This window comes from Flavobacterium sp. TS_SC_5 (assembly GCF_056156265.1).
This window is the reverse complement of the sequence record NZ_CM149588.1, coordinates 2,801,318-2,823,038: the sequence shown is the minus strand read 5'-3', so window position 1 is coordinate 2,823,038 and position 21,721 is coordinate 2,801,318. Positions and strand designations below refer to the sequence as shown.

Here is a 21,721-nt window from a genome sequence, read left to right as displayed (position 1 = left end):
TTTTAGACTGTATGACTTTTAACAAATACCGTTTTTTTGTTAAAAAAAACCCTTCAGTAAAAATACTGAAGGGCCGATCATAAATAAACAAACCAAATCTATTTAATCAAATCAAAACTAATTTTTTTGTCTGTGTTCGAATCTGTACCTACAAAAACCTGAAAAGCACCAGGTTCTGCTGTAAACTGTAAATCCGAATTATAAAATTTTAATTCTTCAACAGAAATTTCGAAAGTAACCGTTTGTTTTTCTCCTTTTTTAAGGGCAATTTTCTGAAATCCTTTCAACTCTTTTAACGGTCTTGTAACGGAACCTACTAAATCTCTTATGTACAATTGAACCACTTCTTTTCCTTCATAATTCCCAGTATTGGTTACATCTACAGTAACTTTTACTTTCTCATTGAAGTTCATTTTGTCAGATGAAATTTTCAAATTTGAATAATCGAATGTGGTATAACTCAATCCAAAACCAAACGGATATAAAGGTTCATTTCTTTCATCGATATAATTCGATCTGAATTTTTCAAACTTTCCTTCTTTATTCCCTAACGGTCTTCCCGTATTTTTTTGATTGTAATAAATAGGCACTTGACCAACGCTTCTTGGAAAAGTAGCCGTCAATTTTCCGGAAGGATTTTCATTTCCAAACAAAACGTCAGCAATAGCGCTTCCCGCTTCACTTCCTGCAAACCAAGTATTCAAAATAGCTGGAACTGTTTCGTTTTCCTGTACCAATACTAATGGACGGCCTGTAAATAAAACCAAAACTACTGGTTTTCCTGTTTTCAATAAGGCTTGCAATAAGTCTTTTTGCGCTTGTGGAATCTCTAAGTTCGTTCTGCTGCTGCTTTCTCCGGACATTTCTGCTGATTCACCTAAAGCCGCTACAATTACATCAGATTGATTGGCAATTTTTAAGGCTTCTGCCAATAATTCTTCCGAAGTTCTGGTATCACGGTGTAACGTTTTACCGAACATAGTTGCTTTTTCTTCGAAAGCGGCATCATAGTCCAGATTGCTTCCTTTGGCGTAAAGCACTTTAGTATCCTTCCCTGCCACTTCTTTGATTCCTGCAGCTAATGAAATGGATAAATCCATATTAGTAGCCACACTCCAAGTTCCTGCCATATTTTCTTTGGCATCAGCCAATGGTCCAATTAAAGCAATCGTCCCTGATTTTTTCAAAGGAAGCAACTGATTGTTATTTTTTAACAATACTAACGATTGTGCTGAAATTGCTCGTGCTTCGGCTCTGTGGTTTTTTGTGAAAATTTCTGTTTTCGCTCTATTTTCATCACAATATTTGTACGGATCATGGAACAATCCCAAATCATATTTCGCATTCAAAATAAGACGGGTTGCATTATCGATTTGTTCAATAGTTACTTTACCTTCTTCTACTGATTTCTTTAAAGTCGTAAGGAAACCTTCTCCTACCATATCCATTTCAATTCCAGCATTCAAAGCCAAAGCAGAAACAGTTTGCAAATCGCCCATTCCGTGTTCAATCATTTCCGGAATTCCAGTAAAATCAGTTACGACAAAACCTTTAAATCCCCATTGTTTTCTTAAAACATCGGTCATTAACCATTTATTTCCAGTAGCGGGAATTCCATCAATTTCATTGAATGAAGCCATTACGGAACCCACTCCCGCGTCAATAGCCGCTTTGTAAGGAGGAAAATAATCGTTGTACATTTTAATTCGGCTCATATCTACCGTATTATAATCACGTCCTGCTTCTGGCGCGCCATACAAAGCAAAATGTTTCACACACGATAAAATAGTGTTGTTTTTTGACAAATTATTTTGTTGATAACCATTTATCATTGCTTTTGCAATTTCGCTTCCTAAAAACGGATCTTCACCCGAGCCTTCAGAAACTCTACCCCAACGTGGATCACGAGAAATATCCACCATCGGCGAAAACGTCCAGTTGATTCCATCGGCACTCGCTTCTTTGGCGGCAATTTGTGCAGAGCGCTCAATTAGTTTCATGTCCCAAGTAGCGGACAATCCAAGCGGAATAGGAAAAGTCGTTTCGTAACCGTGAATAACATCCATCCCAAAAAGCAACGGAATTTTCAAGCGGCTTTTTTCGACAGCAATTTTCTGTACTTCTTTTATTTTCTGAACTGATTTGATGTTGAATAACCCACCCACTTTTCCGTCTTCGATATTCTTAGCCACATTAGAACTACTGGCTGCACCGGTAGTAATATCGCCCGAGGTTGGCAAATTCAATTGTCCAATTTTCTCTTCCAAAGTCATTTTCGAAAGTAACTCTGCTACGAATTCTGTTTTCGGTTTAATTTTAACCTCCTTTTTAGATGTCTTTTTTTGGCTATAACCAAAAAGCGAAATTCCAAAAAGTAGTATGATCAATTTAATTTTCATTTTGTCTGTTTTTTATTTGTTTGAACATCCAATCATAAATTTCTTGGTTGTCATATACTCGTGACCAACTGTCGTGATTGGCATCATCAAAAATTGTCAAAGTCACATTAGTATTACAGGTTTTTAATTTTTTATACATCGCAATCGAATATTCCACATTCACAACATCGTCCAGCAATCCATGAAAAATCCGGGTAGGAATGGATGCAATTTTACAGTTTTCAATCATTGGAATTCTATCTACATATCCTGCAATAGGAACCAAAGCGGCAAAAGTTTCAGGATGTGCAACAACTAGATTCCAAGCGCCCCAAGCTCCCATACTGAGACCTGTGAGATAAATTCTATTACTGTCAATGTTGTTTTCTTTTTGGATTTTTAAAATCAAACGGTGAAGAACTTCTTCATTCCAATATTCATTTTCGGGACATTGCGGTGCCAAAACATAAGCATCTAATTCGTTACTTTTCAAGTACTAGAATGGTCCATGTGCTTTTACTTTTTCGATATCGTTTCCTTTTTCACCAGAACCGTGAAGAAAAACAATCAGTGGCTTTTTTTCTTTTGTATGCTTCGGAATATGCAAAGCAAAAGTTAATTCGCGTTTTTGAACGATTTCGGTTTTTAGGGTACCAATGACATCACTTTGTGAAAATGAAAATTGGGTTACCATCAGGAAAAGAAAAAGAAGCTTTGGATTCATTAGAAAAGAATTAAAAAAACAGATTGCTTTTAAGATGGAGCAATCTGTTTTTACTTTATGAATTATTATCTGTTTGTTTTTTCTAATTTATAAAGAGCAATTACTTCACTTGCGTTTAAAGCTGATTTATAAATTCTCATTTCGTCCAGCAATCCGGCATAATCAGTAGCCCAACCTTCGTCTCCGTGTGTAGTTGTTAACGATGGTGAAGTACTAAATTGATTAGAACCAATCACTACCTGCGATAAATTTGGCGTTGCAAAAACCAATGCACCGTATAATGGAGCGTTGTTAGGATTTCCATTGCTTCCGTCAGGACCACCAGGATTATCGCCGTAGAGAACACAAGAACCAGTTACATCAGTAAAAGGACCGTAAGGTGTTCCATAAATACTGGTCGTTCCTTTTTCTCCGTTTTTATAAACGGTGTATCTCGAAGTTACAGCATCATAGGTTAAAACTACTTGAATCCAAGTATCAATTGCTCCATCAATATTAAAAATTGGACCTTGTCCTCCCCAAGCCACTCTTTTATTTTCAATTCCCATTTTCAAACGAAGAGTATTAGGTCTTAAATTATCCGGATTTTCCAGAAACAAGTTTAATCCTCCCCAAAAACCCGCTGGATTTACTAAAGAAAATATTCCTTGAATCCCTTTTCCTTGTCCCGGAGTACCACCATCAGGAACGGTTTGTCCGGATTTCATCCAAAAACTGAAACTGAAGCTACTCAATGCACCTACAGCAGTTGCATTATTATAAACTGCATAACGCTCCTGTGCTTTGGAACCTTGAAAAGCCTGTCCTTTAATCCCTTCGGTGTAAGCAACATTTTTCCCTGTTCCGGTAAGGCCTCCTTTTGTATCAGCAATGCTGTTATCGAAACTCCATTTTGCAATCAGATTTTCTGCATTTACATCATCAGATGTATTGTAAGAACCTATTGGAGGATATTCTAATGGCTCATTACTGTCCACATTATCTGAGCAACTTGTCAATAACAGCGTCGAAAACACAGTAGTCAGACAAAATATTTTTATACTATTTTTCATGTTTTATATTTTATTAATTACAAATAATTATTAGTATTTCTTTAAATGGATTTGGTTAAAAACCATATTTACCAGAATGAAAACCAAGATTTATCAAACCTTGTTTTACCTCTGGAGCATTCATGAACAACTGCCACAATAAACCCGTACGATAATTCTCCAGCATAACTATTTCTGGTCCTTGGTCTATCGCCAAATAACGTTGCGCTGTCCATTGATAATGCTGGCTGTGTGCATCGTAAAATCCTGCTACACCCCAAGTTTCTGTTTTATAATTTTCATACAAATGACGGATGAATGCTTTACTTTCCAGCGGAGTATACACTATCGAGCTTATAGCAGCCGTTGGTGAAATAACACCTTTATCATTGCTTGGCATGTGTGCATCATAACCAATAGAACCATCGCCATTACGAGAATACGAAGCCGTTAATCCCCAATAATTAGCGCCATATCCTTTGAAACTTTTTGGATTAGCCACTGCATATAAGTAATTGATTTTAGTATGATTGGAATTCAACTCCCAATAATTAGCATATTTATCCGTCAATTGATTTGGATCTAAACCTAAATAAGAATAATGAGCCCAAAATAAAGGTCCACCAAATTCTTCGGCACCATTGTGTTTTAAAAGCAAAGGAAGATTGTATTTCGTTTTGGCTGAAACGATGCCTCCACTTCTTGCCCAACCTTCGTGATACGCTGCCGGCGCAATTGCATGTGTTGGCGAAGCTGCTGCCATGACATACGTAATCAAACATTCATTGTAGCCTTCCAGTGGAAAATTCATTTCCCAATTGTAATTAGGAGACCAATGCCAGAACAACTTATTTTGATTGTTAGTGTACCATTGCCAGTCCACTCCTTTCCACAACGCATCAAATTTTTGAGCTACAGCTTTTTCTTCGGTTGTTCCGTTTTTAAAGTATTCACGAACGGTTATCATTCCGGCTACTAGAAAAGAAGTTTCTACTAAATCACCGCCATTATCTTTAGTTCCAAAAGGAATTACTCGACCTGTAGTCCCATTGATCCAATGAGGCCAAGCTCCGTGAAAACGCTCTGCAGTGTTTAAAAAATTAGCAATTTTATTTAAACGATCTGCTCCTTGTGCTTTTGAAATATAACCACGAGACATTCCTGAAACAATCGCCATAAGTCCAAAACCAGAACCACCTGTAGTAACAATATTTTGATCAAATGAAGGATCCTGAGGAATATAACGCTCTCTTGCCATACCTGAATTTGACTCAGCGTAATCCCAAAAATAAGCGAAAGTTTGTTTTTGAACTACATCTAACAATTCATCATCCGTTAATTTTACCACCGGAGGAACAGTAACTGGCGGTGTAACTACGGGACCGTTGTCAGTACTTGGTGAGGAAGAATCACAACCAAGAAACGTAATGAGCATAAATAAAGCTGAAAATTTAATCATTTTTAGATTTTTTATGTGTTTGTCCTTACCTCTGACTCCTTCCTGAAATACATCAGGAAAGAGAAAAGGTGCTGGATTTTTTTAATTAATATCCTGGATTTTGTGTTGCTTTTCCATTAGCTTGTGTGATGAATTTTTGAGGAATAGGAAACAATTCATGTTTACCTTCTACAAAAGTTTTTCCATCAGCAGCCATAACTGATTTCGCTTGACCTGTTCTAACGATATCAAACCATCTGTCATGCTCAAAAGCCAATTCATGTCTTCTTTCTGCTCTAATAGCAGCTCTTAAAGCAACTTGTCCTGTAGCGGTTGTATTGGCTAAACCAGCTCTGTTTCTAACTCTGTTTAAAGGTCCGGTAACATCTCCAGTACCGCTTTCGTTTGCCGCTTCAGCCTGCATTAACAATACTTCTGCATAACGTAAGACACGAATGTTTTTTGTAGTTTCCCAATCACCATTAAATGTTTCTTTAGTATTACTTACATACGCTTTTTCATTATATCTCGGATTAGCAACAAGCGGAGAAACCACTCTGCCGTCCCACATAGTTTCGCCTGCAAAAATAATTGTAGCGTCTCTTCTTACATCCCCTGCTTCATACGAATTAGCTAAACTTGCAGTTGGTGTATTGAAACCCCAACCCCAACCGCTTGTTCCTCTGGCTCCTTGAGAAACCATATACCCTTCAATCCCTTGAGATGGATTTCCTCCGTAACCACGGATTTCAAAAATAGATTCAACACTATCCTCTCCAACTTCTCTCCAAATTGTAGCATAATCAGTAACTAAATTATATCCGGTTACAGCAGTACTTTGGTCTTTGACACCTTGCCAATTTCCTTGGTATAAATATACTTTAGCTAATAAAGCGTGAGCAGCTCCTTTTGTAGCTCTACCCAAATCAGAGATTGCGTAACCTGATTTTTCAGGAAGTGCCGCAATAGCCGCTAATAAATCTGTTTCAATGAATTTATATACTTCTTCTTTCGATTTGCGTATTAATGTCATATCCGTATCTGCAGCAGATGATGGTACCGGAACATGATCCACAATTGGTACACCACCATAACATCTTACCAAATTAAAATACATTAGGGCACGAAGAAATTTAGCTTCACCTGTTAATCGAGCCACAACAGCTGCATCCGCTTTATCTAATCTCGGAAGGTAGTTTAGCGCAATATTGGCCTTGCTTATTCCTTGATAATTAGTTTCAAAAACTTCTTGGACGGATAACGAAGTAGCATCTAAGGTCAGTGCATCACACTTGTCTTTATCTGTTCCTGAGTCTCCCGCATCTGATCCTTTATCAGCATCATCTGAGGTCATACTGGTTAAACCATTCCAAGAAAAAGAACTCGCACTAAAACTCAAAGCGTTGCTATAAATAGCCGTTACAAAGCTTTTTGCTCCATCATTATTATTATAAATCGTCAATAAATCAGCTTCAGCTATGTTTTCTGTCGGAGCGACTTCTATAAAATCATTGGAACAATTAGTGGAAAGCAGCGCTACAGCCACTAAAGTTATGGGTATAAATATTCTTTTCATCTTATTAAAATTTTACGTTAGCACCAATTAAAAATGAACTCAAAGTTGGATAAGCATCTAATTCAATTCCTTGCAGTCCCATTGGATCACCATCATTATTCAATTCAGGAGAATATCCTGTGAACTTTTGTGAGATAAATGGATTTATTGCACTTGCATAAATACGAACTGAAGAAACAGATTTTGTTATTTTAGGTAATGTATATCCTAAAGTAATGTTGTTTACTCTAAGGAAAGCTCCTGATTCTAAATAGTAATCTGATGACAACGGTACAGAATTGAACGGTGCCGGATTTCCAGCAGTAGTATTTGTTGGTGTCCAAAAATCTGTAGCAATACTTGCTTCAATATTTTCGTTACCAAAACGCTGTGCTTTCTTACCGTTATATACTTTGTTTCCACCTACTCCGTAAGCATCTACTGAAAAATCGATGTTTTTGTATTCAAAACCTAAGTTCATTCCGTAATAATACGTTGGTAATGAAGATCCAAGGAACTTTCTGTCTGTTTCTACTGGATTCGAAGTAATTCCGCCATCCTTATCATAATAAGTAAAATTACCATTCGCATCGTAACCTGCTACTTCAAATAAATAGAAACTTCCCAAAGGTTGTCCCACTTCTAATCGTTTTGTAAACTGTCCGTTATTAATGGAACCTCCATTTTGTCTAATTGCTAACGGATTGTACACTTTTGAAACTTCATTTTTATTGTTCGAATAATTAGCACCAACCCAATATTTTAAATCATCATTGATGTTATCATCCCAACGCAACGAAACTTCAAATCCAGTATTAGATATTTCACCTGCATGTGCTGGAGTTGCTCCTGTTCCCACTGTAAGCGGCGGAGTAACATTTAGAATTACATTAGAAGTGTTTTTATCATACCAATCAAAAGATCCGGATAATTTATTTTCTAAAGCTCTAAAATCTAAACCAACAGAAGTCTCATCAGTAATTTCCCAACCTAAAGTTGGGTCAATAAATGCACCAATAGTAGTTCCTGAATAAAGTGAACCTCCAAAATCATATCCTAAACCTGCTCCTGAACTGAATGTTTGTTGGTTAATAGGAACATTTTGATTCCCTAATCTTCCCCAACCACCACGTAGTTTTAGGAAATTAATAGTCTTACTTTCCGCTAAGAAATCTTCTTTCGAAAGTACCCATCCCAAACCAAATGACGGGAAATTACCCCATTTATTGTCGGAACCAAATTGTGAAGAACCATCTCTACGAATCGTACCTGTGAAAAGGTATTTTTCCATCAATGTATATTGGAATCTCGCAAAATATCCAATTAAATTTCTTTGATTTCCAATTACGTGTCGCGTTACAAGATTATTAGATGGAGCAGTTGATTGATTTAAACTCCAATAATTAGAGTTTTCAGGTACGTTTCTACCTCTTACTTCTAATTCTTCACGGCTTCCAAATTCTTGAGCTGACATACCTAATGTAACTTCAACATCATGAATATCGGCAAACTTTTTGTTGTACGTCAAGAAATTATCAAAGTTCCAGTTAAAGTAATCACTTCTTCCGGTTACCAATTCATTTATTGGCTCTGAAGCCGAGTAATTAGCTGTTTCTCTTGAAGGATCTGCTGCCAACCACAATTCACGCGTAGGCGTGTATGAAAACCTTTTGAAAGTGTTGTATTCCAATCCTACTCTTGAAGTAAATTTTAATTCATCAAAAATCTTGTATTCTAATCCAATACTTCCTTGCAACAAAATATTTTTTTGTTCCTCTGTAAAATAGTTTAATTGAGCTACTGGATTACCTACGTTATTGAACAAAGAACCAGTAGTAGAAGCTTGTCCATCTGCACCAATAATTGGCATTCCCCATCTTCCATTGTCATATCGCACTGGTACTAAAGGAGATTGTTTGTACGCCGAAGTAAATGCAGATAATGGTTTTGGTGTAGACTTAGAAATCGAACCACTTAAAGTTTGTGTGATTTTTAATTTATCCGAAAGCTTGTAATCGTTATTATTTCTAAAAGTAAAACGATTAAAATCCAATCCGTCTAAAACACCTTTCTCGTCATAATAGTTCAAACTGAACAAATAATTGATTTTTTCAGAAGCACCAGAAATTGATAAGTTATTAGAAGAATACATTCCTAATCTGGTAATTTCATCAAACCAGTTGGTGTTATAACGTTGATCTGTTGAGAATCTAGTATTTTGTTCTGCAACATCAGAGTAATAAGCAAAACGGTTTGAACCAGCCATTTTAACTGTTTTCAGCGGGGTACGAACGCCGTAAAAACCATCATATTCAACAGTAGTTTTGTCGCCTTTTCCTTTTTTAGTAGTAATAATTACAACTCCATTAGCCGCTTGATTACCGTAAATAGCTAATGATGATGCATCTTTTAAAATATCAAATGATGCAATATCATTGGAATTCAAATTATTAATGTTTTTTGTAGGAATACCATCTACTACATATAAAGGTGTTCTATCAGCACCATACGTACCGATACCTCTAATGATTAATGAAGGAGAACTTCCTGGAACATCAGTACCGATAACCTGAACACCCGCTGCTTTACCCTGAATTGCTTGTGTAGCATTCAGTACTTTAGTTTTGTTAATGTCTGTGGTGGATAGTTGTGATATTGATCCTGTATTGTCTGATTTTTTTCGAGAACCATAACCAATGATTACCACTTCTTTCAATTCAGTGTCTTTCGATTCATTCAAGGTTACAGTCATTGTATTCGCAGTTGCAGGTATCGATAAAGCATCAAAACCTACCATGCTAATTTTTAATATTTCACCTACTTTGGCATTGATAATAAAATTACCGTCAAAGTCGGTATCAGCTGAAGTTTTAGAATCAGCCGCGACTATCATGGCTCCCGGAATCCCAATTCCACTTTGATCCAATACTTTTCCCTTAATTACTTGACCAGACATGTATGCCGGAAGTAGAATGAGTGCTAAAAAGCTAAAAATAAAATTTCTCATATAGTAATACTTTGTTAAAGTTAGTAGAGCCAAATTAGATAATTACAACGTTATAGTTGATAAAACAGAATTACTACATGAATACATCAAAACAATAAAATAAGATTCTAAATCTATGTATAACTGCTAATATGAGTGGTTATGAGATACCACACTACATCTATATGATGTAGTAATGATGTAGTGTTATTTCACAATAAATATGCTTAAATTATAAATTATCAATAAAAAAATAAAGCTATTTATATTGATAATAAAAATTTAGATAAATTTTCATCTTGAACAAGGTTTAGTTTCTTTCTTAAACGATAACGATGTAGTTCTACACCCCTGAAAGAAATATTCATCATAGGTGCAATTTCTTTCGATGAAAGATTCATTTTTAAGTAAATGCAAAGCTTAATATCCTTTGAAGTGAGGTTCGGATATTTTTTAGAAAGGTTAATTATAAATTCATTGTGAATCTGATTCAAATTTGTTTCAAATGTTTCCCACTCATGTTTGTTAACGGCATTAATTTTTATAGCTTTTTTAATTTCACTTTTCAGTTTATTAAAATCCATATCAGAATCCAAAATACTTTGAATATTTTCTATCATTTCACTTTGTTTCGCAATCGAAAGTGATTTTCCGGCAACCTCAGAGGATTTTGTTTGCAGTTCCAGTTCCAAAATATGCTTTTCGTACTCCTGAATATTCAATTCATTTTCAGCTTTCAATTCCATTTCCAGAATTTTCTTTTGATGTTTTAATTCTTCGTCACGCAATTCCAGTTTTTGTATGTATCGCATTTTATTCCATTTGTAATACAAATAGAGTATTCCTCCAATTATAACAAAGTACAATAAAATCATCCAAATAGAAAAATACCACGGTTTTGCAACTAAAAATTGGAAACTAGAAATTTTATCATAATTCAGTCCATCATGAAGATAAACGGTAACATCACTAGAGCCACTATTTAAATTGTTCAAAACAATCAAGCCTTCTTTTACAGGAATAAATTCTTTGGTTCCATTTATTTTATAAAATAGGTTAGGTCTAGTTGCACCAAAAACGCCCGACAGTACATGAATACGAAGTTCCGTATTATAAGGAATTTTTGAGTTGTTTTTAATCAAATTATTATTTACAAAGGCTTCTACATTTATATTTGATGCTTTTTTATTCGCATAATTTAGTTGCAGAGAGATAAAACCATCATCCAAGTTCAATAGATAGTTCTCGTTGTTCTTAAATACTTTTACATTATCATTGATTATTTTTCCCTTATAATATTTCTCTTGAATGATATTGCGGATGAATTTATTCTCATTTGCATAAATATGATACAAAAGTCCTTCTTGAAGTATCAGAAAGTAATTTTCATCAATGGAAACAATATTTGATACATTTTTAAAATTAGTATTAAACAATTCATTTGCTTCTAATTGATTGGTGATTGAATTGTAAGTATACCAGGATTTGTTAATCAAAAAAAGTATTTCATTTCTAAACTCAAATATTTTCACTCCAAAATCATTATTTATTTTACTGTGTTGGGTGACATTCTTTATAGCTATTGTTTCATATGCATCATTATATAGAATTCGATACAAACCTCTATTGTTATCCGCAGCCCATATTTCATTTTTTCTGTTTTGAGCAACGTATTTTATCGGTTTTAAAAGTCCTTTTACAACTATCTTTTGATTCAAATCATTAATATGATTATAAATGATTACACCGCTATATGTTGCTTGCAAATACGAATTATTGATACTGCTTTTTGCCAAATTCCAGCCGCCATTAATAGTATTTAATTTATTGAATAATCCGTTCTCATAAATAAAAGTTCCTTCGTTATGACCTATCAAGTATTTATTATTTATTTTACTGATATTCCACGCTTGTCCTTGCGTATTAGGAATTAATGAAAGTACCTTGTCTTCATATTTAAAAACACCATGATTCGAAGCCATTAAATAACCTTTTGAAGTACTCGCAACAGAATAAACGGAACCTAAAATACCTGAATTATCATAAAAAATAGAAATTGGAGAATTTACTTCGATATGAGCAATTCCGTTGTCTAAACCCAACCACAAATCATTTTCTTTGTCCAAACCAATGCTCAAAATCGAATTGTTCATTAAAACATTATTTCGATTGATGTTTTTATAAGCACCAGAATTCAAATCAAAAATATAAACTCCTTTATTTGCAGTTCCTATTATTAATTTATTGCTTTTAATGAATTTAGCAACATTGATATTAGCCGCTTTCAAAATATCATTTAATGAACTTTTCCAAGCACTTAATACTCCGTTTTCTTCCACATAAACTCCATTTTTTTTAGTGAAAAAATACGTTTTATTTTGGTATTTTTCAACAGTATGAATGACATTGTTCTCTAAAACGGACCATCCCTCTATCTTTTCAAATTTGGAATTATTCATTTTATAAATCCCTTTTTCTACCGAAGCCACAAATAATTCATTACCAACGGGGAAACAGTAAGAAACCAAAAAATCAAATTTACTTTTCTTAATTATCTTTCCATCATACTGAAAAAGACCGTTAAAAGACTGGAAATAAATTTTACCTTTAAATTTAAATATCTTCCAAATCTCCTCATTATCACTTTCATCAAAAACCTTAGTGGTATCAGAAATAGAAACATAAATCATCTTCCCATTTTTTCGATACCAGTAGCCAAATTCCTTATAGGAACCGGAATAAATCCTGTCGCCATCCACCATTATAGAACGAATTATGGTTTTGTTAGGCAGCGAATTTTTTTCCCATTTTACGCCATCGTATCGCAATAAATAATAATTATTGGCAAAATACATGGCATTATCATTTCCTTGCGCTACATTCCAAATCTGGTTATCTCCTTGATAATCAGATTTATTATAATTTTCTACAAAAGGAAGTAACTCCTGCGAATACAATTGAAATGAGATAAGATAGAGTAGGAATATGGCTGTAATTCTTGCTTTCAAAATGTGGTGTTTAGTATCCAAATATAATTAGATTTATTCAATAAAAAGTATAAAAAAAGCCTCTGAATTCAGAAGCTCCTTTGGGTTTTTTATTTTCTTACTTTATCAGTAATTCAAAGACTTGATTGGCAATTTCAATCTCCTCATTAGTGGGAATAACTACTATTTTAGTTTTGGATTCCAAAGTATTTATTTCCCGAATTTCTTTCGAACGCATATCATTTTTAGAATCATCAAGTTCAATTCCAAAATACTCCATATCAGTACAAACTAATTTTCGCATGTAAGAAGAATTTTCTCCAATTCCAGCTGTAAAAATAATCGCATCCAAACCATTTAAAGCAGCTGTATAAGAACCGATATATTTCTTAATTCGGTACGCATTCATTGCTAATGCCATTTGACAATCTTTATTTCCTTGTCCGGCTTGAGATTCAATATCTCTTAAATCACTAAAACCGGTAAGTCCAAGCATTCCGCTTTGTTTTTGCAACATCGTGTTGACATCGGCAAGGGAATAACCCAATGAATTGACCATATAAAATATCACTGATTGATCGACATCTCCACTACGAGTTCCCATAATCAAACCATTCATTGGTCCAAAACCGAGTGTAGTATCGATACTTTTCCCATCTTTTATAGCCGCCATACTGCATCCATTACCTAAATGTATAGTGATAATTTTAGAGCTGTTTTGTAAAAACTTGATCGCTTTTTCAGAAACATATTTGTGGCTTGTACCGTGAAAACCGTAAACTCGAATTTTATTTTCGGTCAAAAGATAATTAGGCAAGGCATATTTATAAGCCACAACTGGAATTGTTTGGTGAAATGCCGTGTCAAAAACAGCTACTTGTTTAGCAGTGTCAAAGATTTCTTCCGCTACAATTATTCCTTCAAAATTAGCAGGATTGTGCAATGGTGCCAATTCGAAAAGTTGTTTTATTTTATCTTTTACCTTTTTGTTGATGATGGTGGTGTCTGAAAAACCAGCGCCTCCGTGAACCACACGATGGCCAACAGCGTCAATTTCGCGTGTGCTTTGAATCACACCTACTTTTTCATCCATCAATAAGCGAGCGATTTTTTCTAACCCTATTTTATGATTGGGAATTGGCATAGATTCCTCAATTTTATTTTTTTGGGTTTCATAGCTCAAATTTGACGTCTCTAATCCTATTCTGTCAATCATCCCAGAGCAAATAACTTCGCAAGAAGGCATATCAATTAACTGGTATTTTATGGAGGAACTTCCGGAGTTTATTATTACTATTTTCATTAAAATTTCATTAAAAGATTAAAAAATTGAAGGATTAAATGATTAATTTTTAAATCTTTTAATAAATCAATCTTTAAATTAAAAGCTATAATCCTTGTGCTTGAATCGCTGTAATCACGACTGTATTAATAATATCATCTACCGTACAACCACGGCTTAAATCATTTACAGGTTTATTCAATCCTTGTAACATAGGTCCAATGGCTAGTGCACCAGTTTCTCTTTGAACCGCTTTATAAGTATTGTTTCCTGTATTTAAATCGGGAAAAATTAGAACGCTGGCTTGCCCTGCCACTTCTGAATTTGGCATTTTACTTTTTCCAACAGCCATATCAACCGCAGCATCATACTGAATAGGACCTTCGATTTTTAAATCGGGGCGCTTTTTTCTCACTATTTCAGTTGCTGTTCGCACTTTATCCACTTCATCTCCTTTTCCTGAAGAACCGGATGAGTAGGAAAGCATGGCGATTTTTGGTTCAATTCCAAAAGCCAAACTAGAATCTGCAGATGAAATAGCAATTTCAGCCAGTTGCTCCGCAGTAGGATTTGGATTGATGGCGCAATCTCCAAAAACCGAAACTCTGTCCTCTAAACACATGAAAAATATCGAAGAAACCACTGATGAATTTGGTTTTGTTTTAATGAATTGCAACGCTGGTAAAATAGTATGCTGCGTAGTATGTGCAGCTCCCGAAACCATTCCGTCAGCGTGCCCTTTGTAAACCATCATTGTACCAAAATACGAAACATCTTCCATCAAATCTTTCGCCATTCCTAACGTAACATTTTTCGCTTTTCGCAACTCATAATAGGTATTTACATAATCGTCATAATGCTCGGATTCTATCGGATTTATGATTTGCACTTTGGAAAAATCAAAAAACAAACCCAGTTCCGCAACTTTACTTTCTATTTGTTTCTTGTTGCCAATTATGGAAATATCTACCACATTCATTTCTAATAAACGGGAAGCTGCCATAATAATTCTATCGTCATTTCCTTCCGGCAGGACAATATGTTTCCTATGTTGTCTGGCTCTTTTTACCAAATTATACTGGAACATTTTTGGCGTCATTCCCTCCGCTTCAAAAGTGATTAGCTTTTCAGCCAAGTTGTCTAAGTCTACATATTTTTCGAAAGTATTAATCGAAATTTCAATCTTCTGCTTGTTGTTAGCATAAATTTTAGATTTAATAGATCCTATTTTATTAGTGATAAAATAAGTTCCTTCTTCCACAGCAATAATTGGAACAATGGTCGAAAGTCCTTCTATTAATTTCAAAATACTAATCTCCGGCAAAATATTTCCTGTCAAAACTATTCCGGAAATAGTTGGATAATTCACGGATTCATTAGCTTGTAAGGCTCCTAAAATAATATCGGCTCTGTCTCCAGGAGTAATCACCAGGCTATTCTCTTTCAGATGCAACAAATAATTACACAATTGCATGGCGCCAACACTGAAATTTCCGGTTTGGTTGTTCAAGTGTGCCGAGCCAAATAAAACTTTAGCATCCAACTCATTGACAATTTCCTGTACTGTTGGATTATTCAAATTATGGATTAACGGAATTGTATTCACCATCACACTTTCAGGCAAACTTTTGCGTAAACCAGTAGTTACTATGTCTATATTTTCATGCTGTACTTTGTTAGCTATTACGGCCAATACCTCCACATCTTTCACTTTGAATGAATCGTAGGCGAGATACAAACTATCCAATAATTCTTCTAATGTTTTGCCTACGCCCGAACCTACAATAATCGTTGGGATTCCCAGATTTTTAGCAATCAAAACATTCATATCTAATTCTATCACCGTTCCTTCCCCACTGAATCCCGTTCCTTCGACCAAAACAAAATCAAAACGTTCCTCCAATTTTTTATATTTTTCAATAATCAAATCAAGAACCTCCCCTATTTTTCCTTTGTTCTTCTTTTTGATTAATTTACTTTTTGTAATTGCGTAAGCGTCTTCAAATTGAATATCTAAACCAAAGTGACCTATCACAGTTTCAATATGATTGTCAAATCCACCTTCTTCAAAATCTTCAACAATGGGTCTAAAATAACCTACTTTGGCCATTTTGCCAATAAGCATACTCATCAATCCCAACGTAATAATCGACTTTCCACTATTTTGCTCGCTTGTTGCAATGTATATGGCCTTGTTCATCTATATATTTTTAAATTTAATTTCAAATCAATTGAATGTATTGCTTTTTGAGTTCTAAAACCAACGGCGTTTTTTAAAATAAATAATCATTCCAATCACTATTAAAAACATGGCACCAACAACGGTGTGATAGCCATAATGACGCTTGAGTTCCGGCATATATTCAAAATTCATTCCGTAAATCCCCACAATAAAAGTAAGCGGAATAAATATTGCCGATACGATGGTCAGCGTTTTCATAATCTCATTCATCTTGTGAGTTTGTGCCGAAAAAAAGAAATTTGACGCACTTTCTAATGAACCCATATCCGACTCAATTTGTTCTAAAAGTTCTAAACTCTTTTGATGTAATCGAGCAAAGAAACTAAAACTATCTGCTTCCATCGCATTAAATATCGTGTCGTCTTTTATGCTTTTAATGTCGTACAAAGAATCTCGTAATGGAATAATGGAACGTTTTAAGAAATTTAAATTATCGCGGTGTTTCTCTATTTTTTCTAAAATTATTGGATCTACACTTTCTTTTGTAAGATTAATCAACTCCTCTACTTTATCTTCTTCATTTTCTAAAGTAATGTAGAAATTTTCCATAATTGCATCCAAAAGGATGTACAGCAAATAATCCGCTTTCTTAGTTCTGACAATCCCTAAATGGGTTCGAATGCGTTCTCGAATATGGGTAAAAAAATCACTTCTTTTTTCCTGAAAAGAAATTAAAACGCCATCTTTCAATAAAAAACTAATTTGTTCTACACTAATATTATCTGAATTTTCCCCTGGCAACAGTGATTTTATATTGAAAAACAAAAAGTCATTAGACTCTTCCAATTTAGTTCTCCGTGTGGTATTCAAAATATCAGCCAACATAAAATTATCGATTTTAAAATAATCACCAATCGATTTTAACCAATCAACGTTATTTAAGCCGTGTATGTTAATCCAATTTGTTTTCTGTTTATCAATATATTTGTCTAAATCTGAAACCTTAAAATCCTCATATTCCGTTAGATTCAAATCATCGTAAACGAACAACTGCAGTTCTGAATCTTTGCTTTTATGAATCCCTGTATATTCTAAATTATAGGGTTGCATTTTCCTCTCTTTCTTGTACTTGATTTTTCTCATCCCAACTGATTTATGAAGTAATATTACGAAAAACTTTTACAAGTAAATCGTTTTTAGGCACTTTTGACATTCCATGAAATTAAAAAATATTACTTTATTTACTCCTTAAAAAAAGCAAAGGTAACGCGAAATAGTAATTCCTTTCATGAGAAAAATCATATTGCCCCAATGAGAAATAAATACTCAACGATTGTTAATTATTGTTAATTATTTAAAAATGTATTTCTGAATAATATAATTTTAAAAATATATCAATAGATTTGAAAAATAATGGCAAATAAATAGAAGATTCTCCTATTTGTTTGCTAAAAACTAATTATTAACCATTATATGTTGCACTACATGTTTAAAAAAAAACTAACCTTATTTATCGTATTTCTGTTGATTTTTTCGGCTCCAGAGACATTCGCTCAAAGTCGAAAAAAAAGAAAAGCAGATAAAAATGCTGTTGCCAAAGTAGATACCAAGGCAAACGATGCTAAAAAAGAACCCAAACCATACAAAAAAGTAATTGATTCAAGCGCAGTTACGCAAAGAGGATTAATCGACGTTCATAAAATGGACAACAAATATCTTTTTGAAATTCCAGATTCTATTTTAGGTAGCGAAATGATGACCATCACCCGATATTCTAAAACTCCGGCCGGAGGAGGAATTTTTGGTGGAGAAGAAATCAACAGACAAGTCGTTCGTTGGGAAAAAGGATTAAATAACAATATCTTATTGAGATCTATTACCTACGTTATTATGTCTCCGGATGAAGACAAACCCCTGGCTCAAGCAGTTAAAAATTCAACTTCAGATCCAATTATTGGAAATTATGATGTTCTGGCGTACAAAAAAGATGATGCGGGAAAAATCACAGGTTATGTAGTCGATTTATCCACTACTTTCGATGCTGATGTTCAAACTTTTTCTTTAGATCCAATAAAGAAACAATTATTAAACATTCAGACGTTTCAAAAAGACAGATCTTTTATCTCAAAAGTAAGTAGTTTTCCAATTAACACCGAAATTAGAAGTGTAAAAACTTTTACAACTACACCACCAAAAATCAATACTACACCAACACCAAAAATTGGAGTTGATCTGCCTTCGGCTTTAGATGCAGGTGTAATCACCGTAGAAATGAATACTTCTATGATTTTATTGCCAAAAAATCCAATGCGCAAAAGAGAATTTGATGCGCGTGTAGGATACTTTGCAAATCAATATGGAGTTTTCGAAGAAGAATCTCAAAAATCAGACACCAAAGTATTTGCAGTTAGATGGCGTTTAGAGCCTAAATCTCCGGAAGATGCTCAAAAACAAAAAAAGGGTGAATTGATTGAGCCTTTGAAACCGATTGTATATTACATTGACCCAGCCACTCCAGAAAAATGGAAAAAATTCATTAAACAAGGTATTGATGATTGGCAAATCGCTTTTGAAGCAGCTGGTTGGAAAAACGCTATTCGTGGAGAATATTGGCCAGAAAATGATCCAACAATGAGTTTGGAAGATGCTCGTTTTTCTGTTTTAAGATACTTCGCAGCTGAAATTCAAAATGCTTATGGTCCAAATGTTCACGATCCAAGAAGCGGTGAGATTTTAGAAAGCCACATTGGTTGGTACCACAATATCATGAGTCTTTTAAGAAATTGGTATTTGATTCAAACTGCAGCGGTGGATCCAGCGGCAAGATCGAAAAAGTTTGATGACAAATTAATGGGAGAATTAATTCGTTTTGTTGCTTCACACGAAGTTGGACACACGTTAGGATTGCGTCACAATATGGGTGCGAGTTCTGCAACTCCCGTTGAGAAACTGAGAGATAAGGACTACCAAGAGAAAAATGGACATACTTCATCTATTATGGACTATGCACGTTTTAACTATGTTGCACAACCAGAAGATAATGTAACTGCATTATTTCCTAGAATTGGAGATTATGACAAATGGGCTATCAAATGGGGATATTCTTATTTTGAAGACACTAAAAATGAAGCGCAAGAAAAAGCTTTATTAAATGAAATGACTAAGGAAGCGTACAAAAACAATCGATTGTGGTTTGGTTCTGAAACAAGTCCTTACGATCCAAGATATCAAACGGAAGATATTGGTGATAATGCAATGAGAGCTTCTGAATACGGAATAAAAAACCTAAAGAGAATACTTCCTAATTTACTGGAATGGACTAAAGAAGATGGTCAAAGTTACGCTGAATTAGACGAGCTTTATGGTGCACTTACAGGACAATTCAGAAGATATATGGGACACGTAACTAAAAACGTGGGTGGAATTTATGATTCTCCAAAAACGTATGATATGACCGGAAATCAATTTGAAGTAGTTCCGAAAAGTATCCAAAAAGACGCTGTGGCATTCTTGAATACACAATTATTCACCACACCGAAATGGTTATTGGATCAAAACGTACTTTCGAAAATCAACCCAGAAAGCGGTGTTGAAGCAATCAAAGGAATGCAAGATGCAACACTAACTAGCTTGTTAGCCGGTGACAGAATGGTTCGCCTTTTAGAAACCTCAACTATTAGTAAAGACAATTATTCTGTAGACGAATTAATCACTGATTTGAATAAAGGGATTTTCTCTGAACTGAAAAGCAATAGTTCTATTGATATGTACCGCAGAAATGTTCAAAAATTGTATGTTGACAAGATGATTGGTATGCTAAAACCCGGTAATGCAGAAGTAAGATCTGTTCCTGTTGGAGTAACATACGGTTTCAATACCAGAAGAGTAAACTTAGCACAAACTGATTTACCTTCTATTGCAAGAGGCCAATTAAATTCTCTTAAGAATGATTTAAAAATGTCTTCCGCTAGAATGTCAGACCGAATGAGTAAATACCATATACTCGATTTGATTTCTAGAATTGGTGAAGCTTTAGATCCTAAATAATAAATTAAAAAGGGAAAATGTTCTAAGAACATTTTCCCTTTTTTTTTTGATGTGTTTGATGTGATTTCAACGTGAATAAACAGATTTTTAGAATACACATTGTTCTATAAATGCACAGTGTAGAAGACGCATATTTTAAATACGCACTGCAGGGCGTCTCTACGTTATAAATTAATGATAACAAAACCCGACTTGTTTCAAAAACAGGTTGGGTATTTTGTTACCTATAATTCCATAAAAAAAACCGAACTATTACTAGTCCGGTTTTAAAATCAAATATTAAAAAAACAAAAAAAGTAATTAATCTTTAGACGATTTTACGGCTAAACTGTAAATTACCAATCCAAAACCAATTTTATTAATCGCATCTGCAATGTTGTAGGCCACGTCAATATTACCAGCTGGTATAAATCCGTTGTACCATCCTGATGTGCCCATCATATATCCTAATGGATAGATTGACCACCCAACAAGAACAAACCAGCATAAGATTTTGTGTGCTTTTTGCACTTCGCCTCCAGCTGATGCAGCCAATTTAGCAGCTTCACCTAACCAGATTTCATATACAATTAAAAAGTAAGCTAAGCCGGAAATGAATCCCCATAAAGCTGCATTTTCTGGTGAAATTACTTCACCAATGTAACCTGTTACTAACATGATTACTGAATAAATAATCATTTTCCATAACAATGACTGTTTTGCTCCAGCTACCTTTAGTATTAGATAAAATTCTAAACACATCAACGGCACAGTTAATACCCAGTCAACGTAACGAAAGAAAGTTGGTGATTCTCCAAATGAAGCCCAATAATCTCTCATGTAGAAATAATGTACCGCTGCAATAAAGGTGATCAAACCAGATACCAATACTGAAGTACGCCACTTTTTATCAAACTGGCTTAAAGATAAAAAGAAAAATGCTGAAGCGGCCATCATTGCCATACAGCCTACAAAAAAAGTAAACCCTACGTAATCAGTCGGCAACATTTTTCCAACTAATCCTGAAATGAACATAAAATTTGTCATAAATAATTATTTTAATGGTTTTTTGTTTAGCCAAATTTACAAAAAGTTAAACAAACAAAAGTGTTTTTTGTTTAATATTTTTTAA

13 protein-coding genes are annotated in these 21,721 nt (G+C 34.4%); 1 reads left to right on the top strand and 12 read right to left on the bottom strand.

Going from position 1 to position 21,721, the window contains the following annotated elements; all coding sequences use genetic code 11:
• Positions 1 to 98: 98 nt before the first annotated feature.
• From bglX to corA, 11 genes are all read right to left on the bottom strand, one after another.
• Positions 99 to 2,399, bottom strand: coding sequence for a beta-glucosidase BglX (gene bglX / locus AC0J6S_RS12105; RefSeq protein ID WP_474954045.1), 2,301 nt, complete (start codon positions 2,397 to 2,399; stop codon positions 99 to 101).
• A complete protein-coding gene (locus tag AC0J6S_RS12100) occupies positions 2,389 to 2,871 on the bottom strand; it encodes a carboxylesterase family protein (protein WP_474954044.1) in 483 nt (160 codons plus the stop codon). Before AC0J6S_RS12100 ends, bglX begins: the two co-directional genes overlap by 11 nt.
• Positions 2,872 to 2,874: 3 nt before the next feature.
• Entirely contained in the window at positions 2,875 to 3,102 is a 228-nt protein-coding gene (locus AC0J6S_RS12095; RefSeq protein ID WP_474954043.1) for a hypothetical protein, read from the bottom strand.
• Positions 3,103 to 3,167: 65 nt separating this feature from the next.
• Positions 3,168 to 4,154 carry a hypothetical protein gene (locus AC0J6S_RS12090; RefSeq protein WP_474954042.1) on the bottom strand — a complete coding sequence of 329 codons (987 nt, stop codon included), beginning with the start codon at positions 4,152 to 4,154 and terminating at the stop codon, positions 3,168 to 3,170.
• Positions 4,155 to 4,209: 55 nt separating this feature from the next.
• Entirely contained in the window at positions 4,210 to 5,592 is a 1,383-nt protein-coding gene (locus tag AC0J6S_RS12085; protein ID WP_474954041.1) for a glucoamylase family protein, read from the bottom strand.
• 85 nt (positions 5,593 to 5,677) lie between these two features.
• The gene (locus AC0J6S_RS12080) at positions 5,678 to 7,147 is read right to left on the bottom strand and encodes a RagB/SusD family nutrient uptake outer membrane protein (RefSeq protein WP_474954040.1); all 1,470 of its coding nucleotides are present in this window, start codon (positions 7,145 to 7,147) and stop codon (positions 5,678 to 5,680) included.
• Positions 7,148 to 7,151: 4 nt separating this feature from the next.
• Entirely contained in the window at positions 7,152 to 10,133 is a 2,982-nt protein-coding gene (locus AC0J6S_RS12075; protein ID WP_474954039.1) for a SusC/RagA family TonB-linked outer membrane protein, read from the bottom strand.
• Between the two features lie 242 nt (positions 10,134 to 10,375).
• Positions 10,376 to 13,120 carry a helix-turn-helix and ligand-binding sensor domain-containing protein gene (locus tag AC0J6S_RS12070; RefSeq protein ID WP_474954038.1) on the bottom strand — a complete coding sequence of 915 codons (2,745 nt, stop codon included), beginning with the start codon at positions 13,118 to 13,120 and terminating at the stop codon, positions 10,376 to 10,378.
• Positions 13,121 to 13,217: 97 nt separating this feature from the next.
• A complete protein-coding gene (locus AC0J6S_RS12065) occupies positions 13,218 to 14,402 on the bottom strand; it encodes an acetate/propionate family kinase (protein ID WP_474954037.1) in 1,185 nt (394 codons plus the stop codon).
• 85 nt (positions 14,403 to 14,487) lie between these two features.
• On the bottom strand, positions 14,488 to 16,581 hold the full coding sequence (gene pta / locus AC0J6S_RS12060; protein ID WP_474954036.1) for a phosphate acetyltransferase: 2,094 nt from the start codon (positions 16,579 to 16,581) through the stop codon (positions 14,488 to 14,490).
• A gap of 54 nt (positions 16,582 to 16,635) precedes the next feature.
• Positions 16,636 to 17,706 carry a magnesium/cobalt transporter CorA gene (gene corA, locus AC0J6S_RS12055; protein WP_474954035.1) on the bottom strand — a complete coding sequence of 357 codons (1,071 nt, stop codon included), beginning with the start codon at positions 17,704 to 17,706 and terminating at the stop codon, positions 16,636 to 16,638.
• Between the two features lie 342 nt (positions 17,707 to 18,048).
• Between corA and AC0J6S_RS12050 the strand changes: the two genes are divergently transcribed.
• The gene (locus AC0J6S_RS12050; RefSeq protein ID WP_474954034.1) at positions 18,049 to 20,610 is read left to right on the top strand and encodes a zinc-dependent metalloprotease; all 2,562 of its coding nucleotides are present in this window, start codon (positions 18,049 to 18,051) and stop codon (positions 20,608 to 20,610) included.
• Positions 20,611 to 20,910: 300 nt separating this feature from the next.
• Here the strand turns inward: AC0J6S_RS12050 and AC0J6S_RS12045 are convergent, their stop codons facing one another.
• On the bottom strand, positions 20,911 to 21,636 hold the full coding sequence (locus AC0J6S_RS12045; RefSeq protein ID WP_474954033.1) for a bacteriorhodopsin-like: 726 nt from the start codon (positions 21,634 to 21,636) through the stop codon (positions 20,911 to 20,913).
• Between the last annotated feature and the right edge of the window lie 85 nt (positions 21,637 to 21,721).

What these genes read in the sequence shown, in the direction of transcription:
- AC0J6S_RS12080 (WP_474954040.1), bottom strand. Translation starts at nt 7,147, where the DNA reads ATGAAAAGAATATTTATACCCATAACTTTAGTGGCTGTAGCGCTGCTT.
- AC0J6S_RS12065 (WP_474954037.1), bottom strand. Translation starts at nt 14,402, where the DNA reads ATGAAAATAGTAATAATAAACTCCGGAAGTTCCTCCATAAAATACCAG.
- AC0J6S_RS12050 (WP_474954034.1), top strand. Translation starts at nt 18,049, where the DNA reads ATGTTTAAAAAAAAACTAACCTTATTTATCGTATTTCTGTTGATTTTT.
- AC0J6S_RS12075 (WP_474954039.1), bottom strand. Translation starts at nt 10,133, where the DNA reads ATGAGAAATTTTATTTTTAGCTTTTTAGCACTCATTCTACTTCCGGCA.
- AC0J6S_RS12045 (WP_474954033.1), bottom strand. Translation starts at nt 21,636, where the DNA reads ATGACAAATTTTATGTTCATTTCAGGATTAGTTGGAAAAATGTTGCCG.
- AC0J6S_RS12095 (WP_474954043.1), bottom strand. Translation starts at nt 3,102, where the DNA reads ATGAATCCAAAGCTTCTTTTTCTTTTCCTGATGGTAACCCAATTTTCA.
- AC0J6S_RS12085 (WP_474954041.1), bottom strand. Translation starts at nt 5,592, where the DNA reads ATGATTAAATTTTCAGCTTTATTTATGCTCATTACGTTTCTTGGTTGT.
- bglX (WP_474954045.1), bottom strand. Translation starts at nt 2,399, where the DNA reads ATGAAAATTAAATTGATCATACTACTTTTTGGAATTTCGCTTTTTGGT.
- AC0J6S_RS12090 (WP_474954042.1), bottom strand. Translation starts at nt 4,154, where the DNA reads ATGAAAAATAGTATAAAAATATTTTGTCTGACTACTGTGTTTTCGACG.
- pta (WP_474954036.1), bottom strand. Translation starts at nt 16,581, where the DNA reads ATGAACAAGGCCATATACATTGCAACAAGCGAGCAAAATAGTGGAAAG.
- corA (WP_474954035.1), bottom strand. Translation starts at nt 17,706, where the DNA reads ATGAGAAAAATCAAGTACAAGAAAGAGAGGAAAATGCAACCCTATAAT.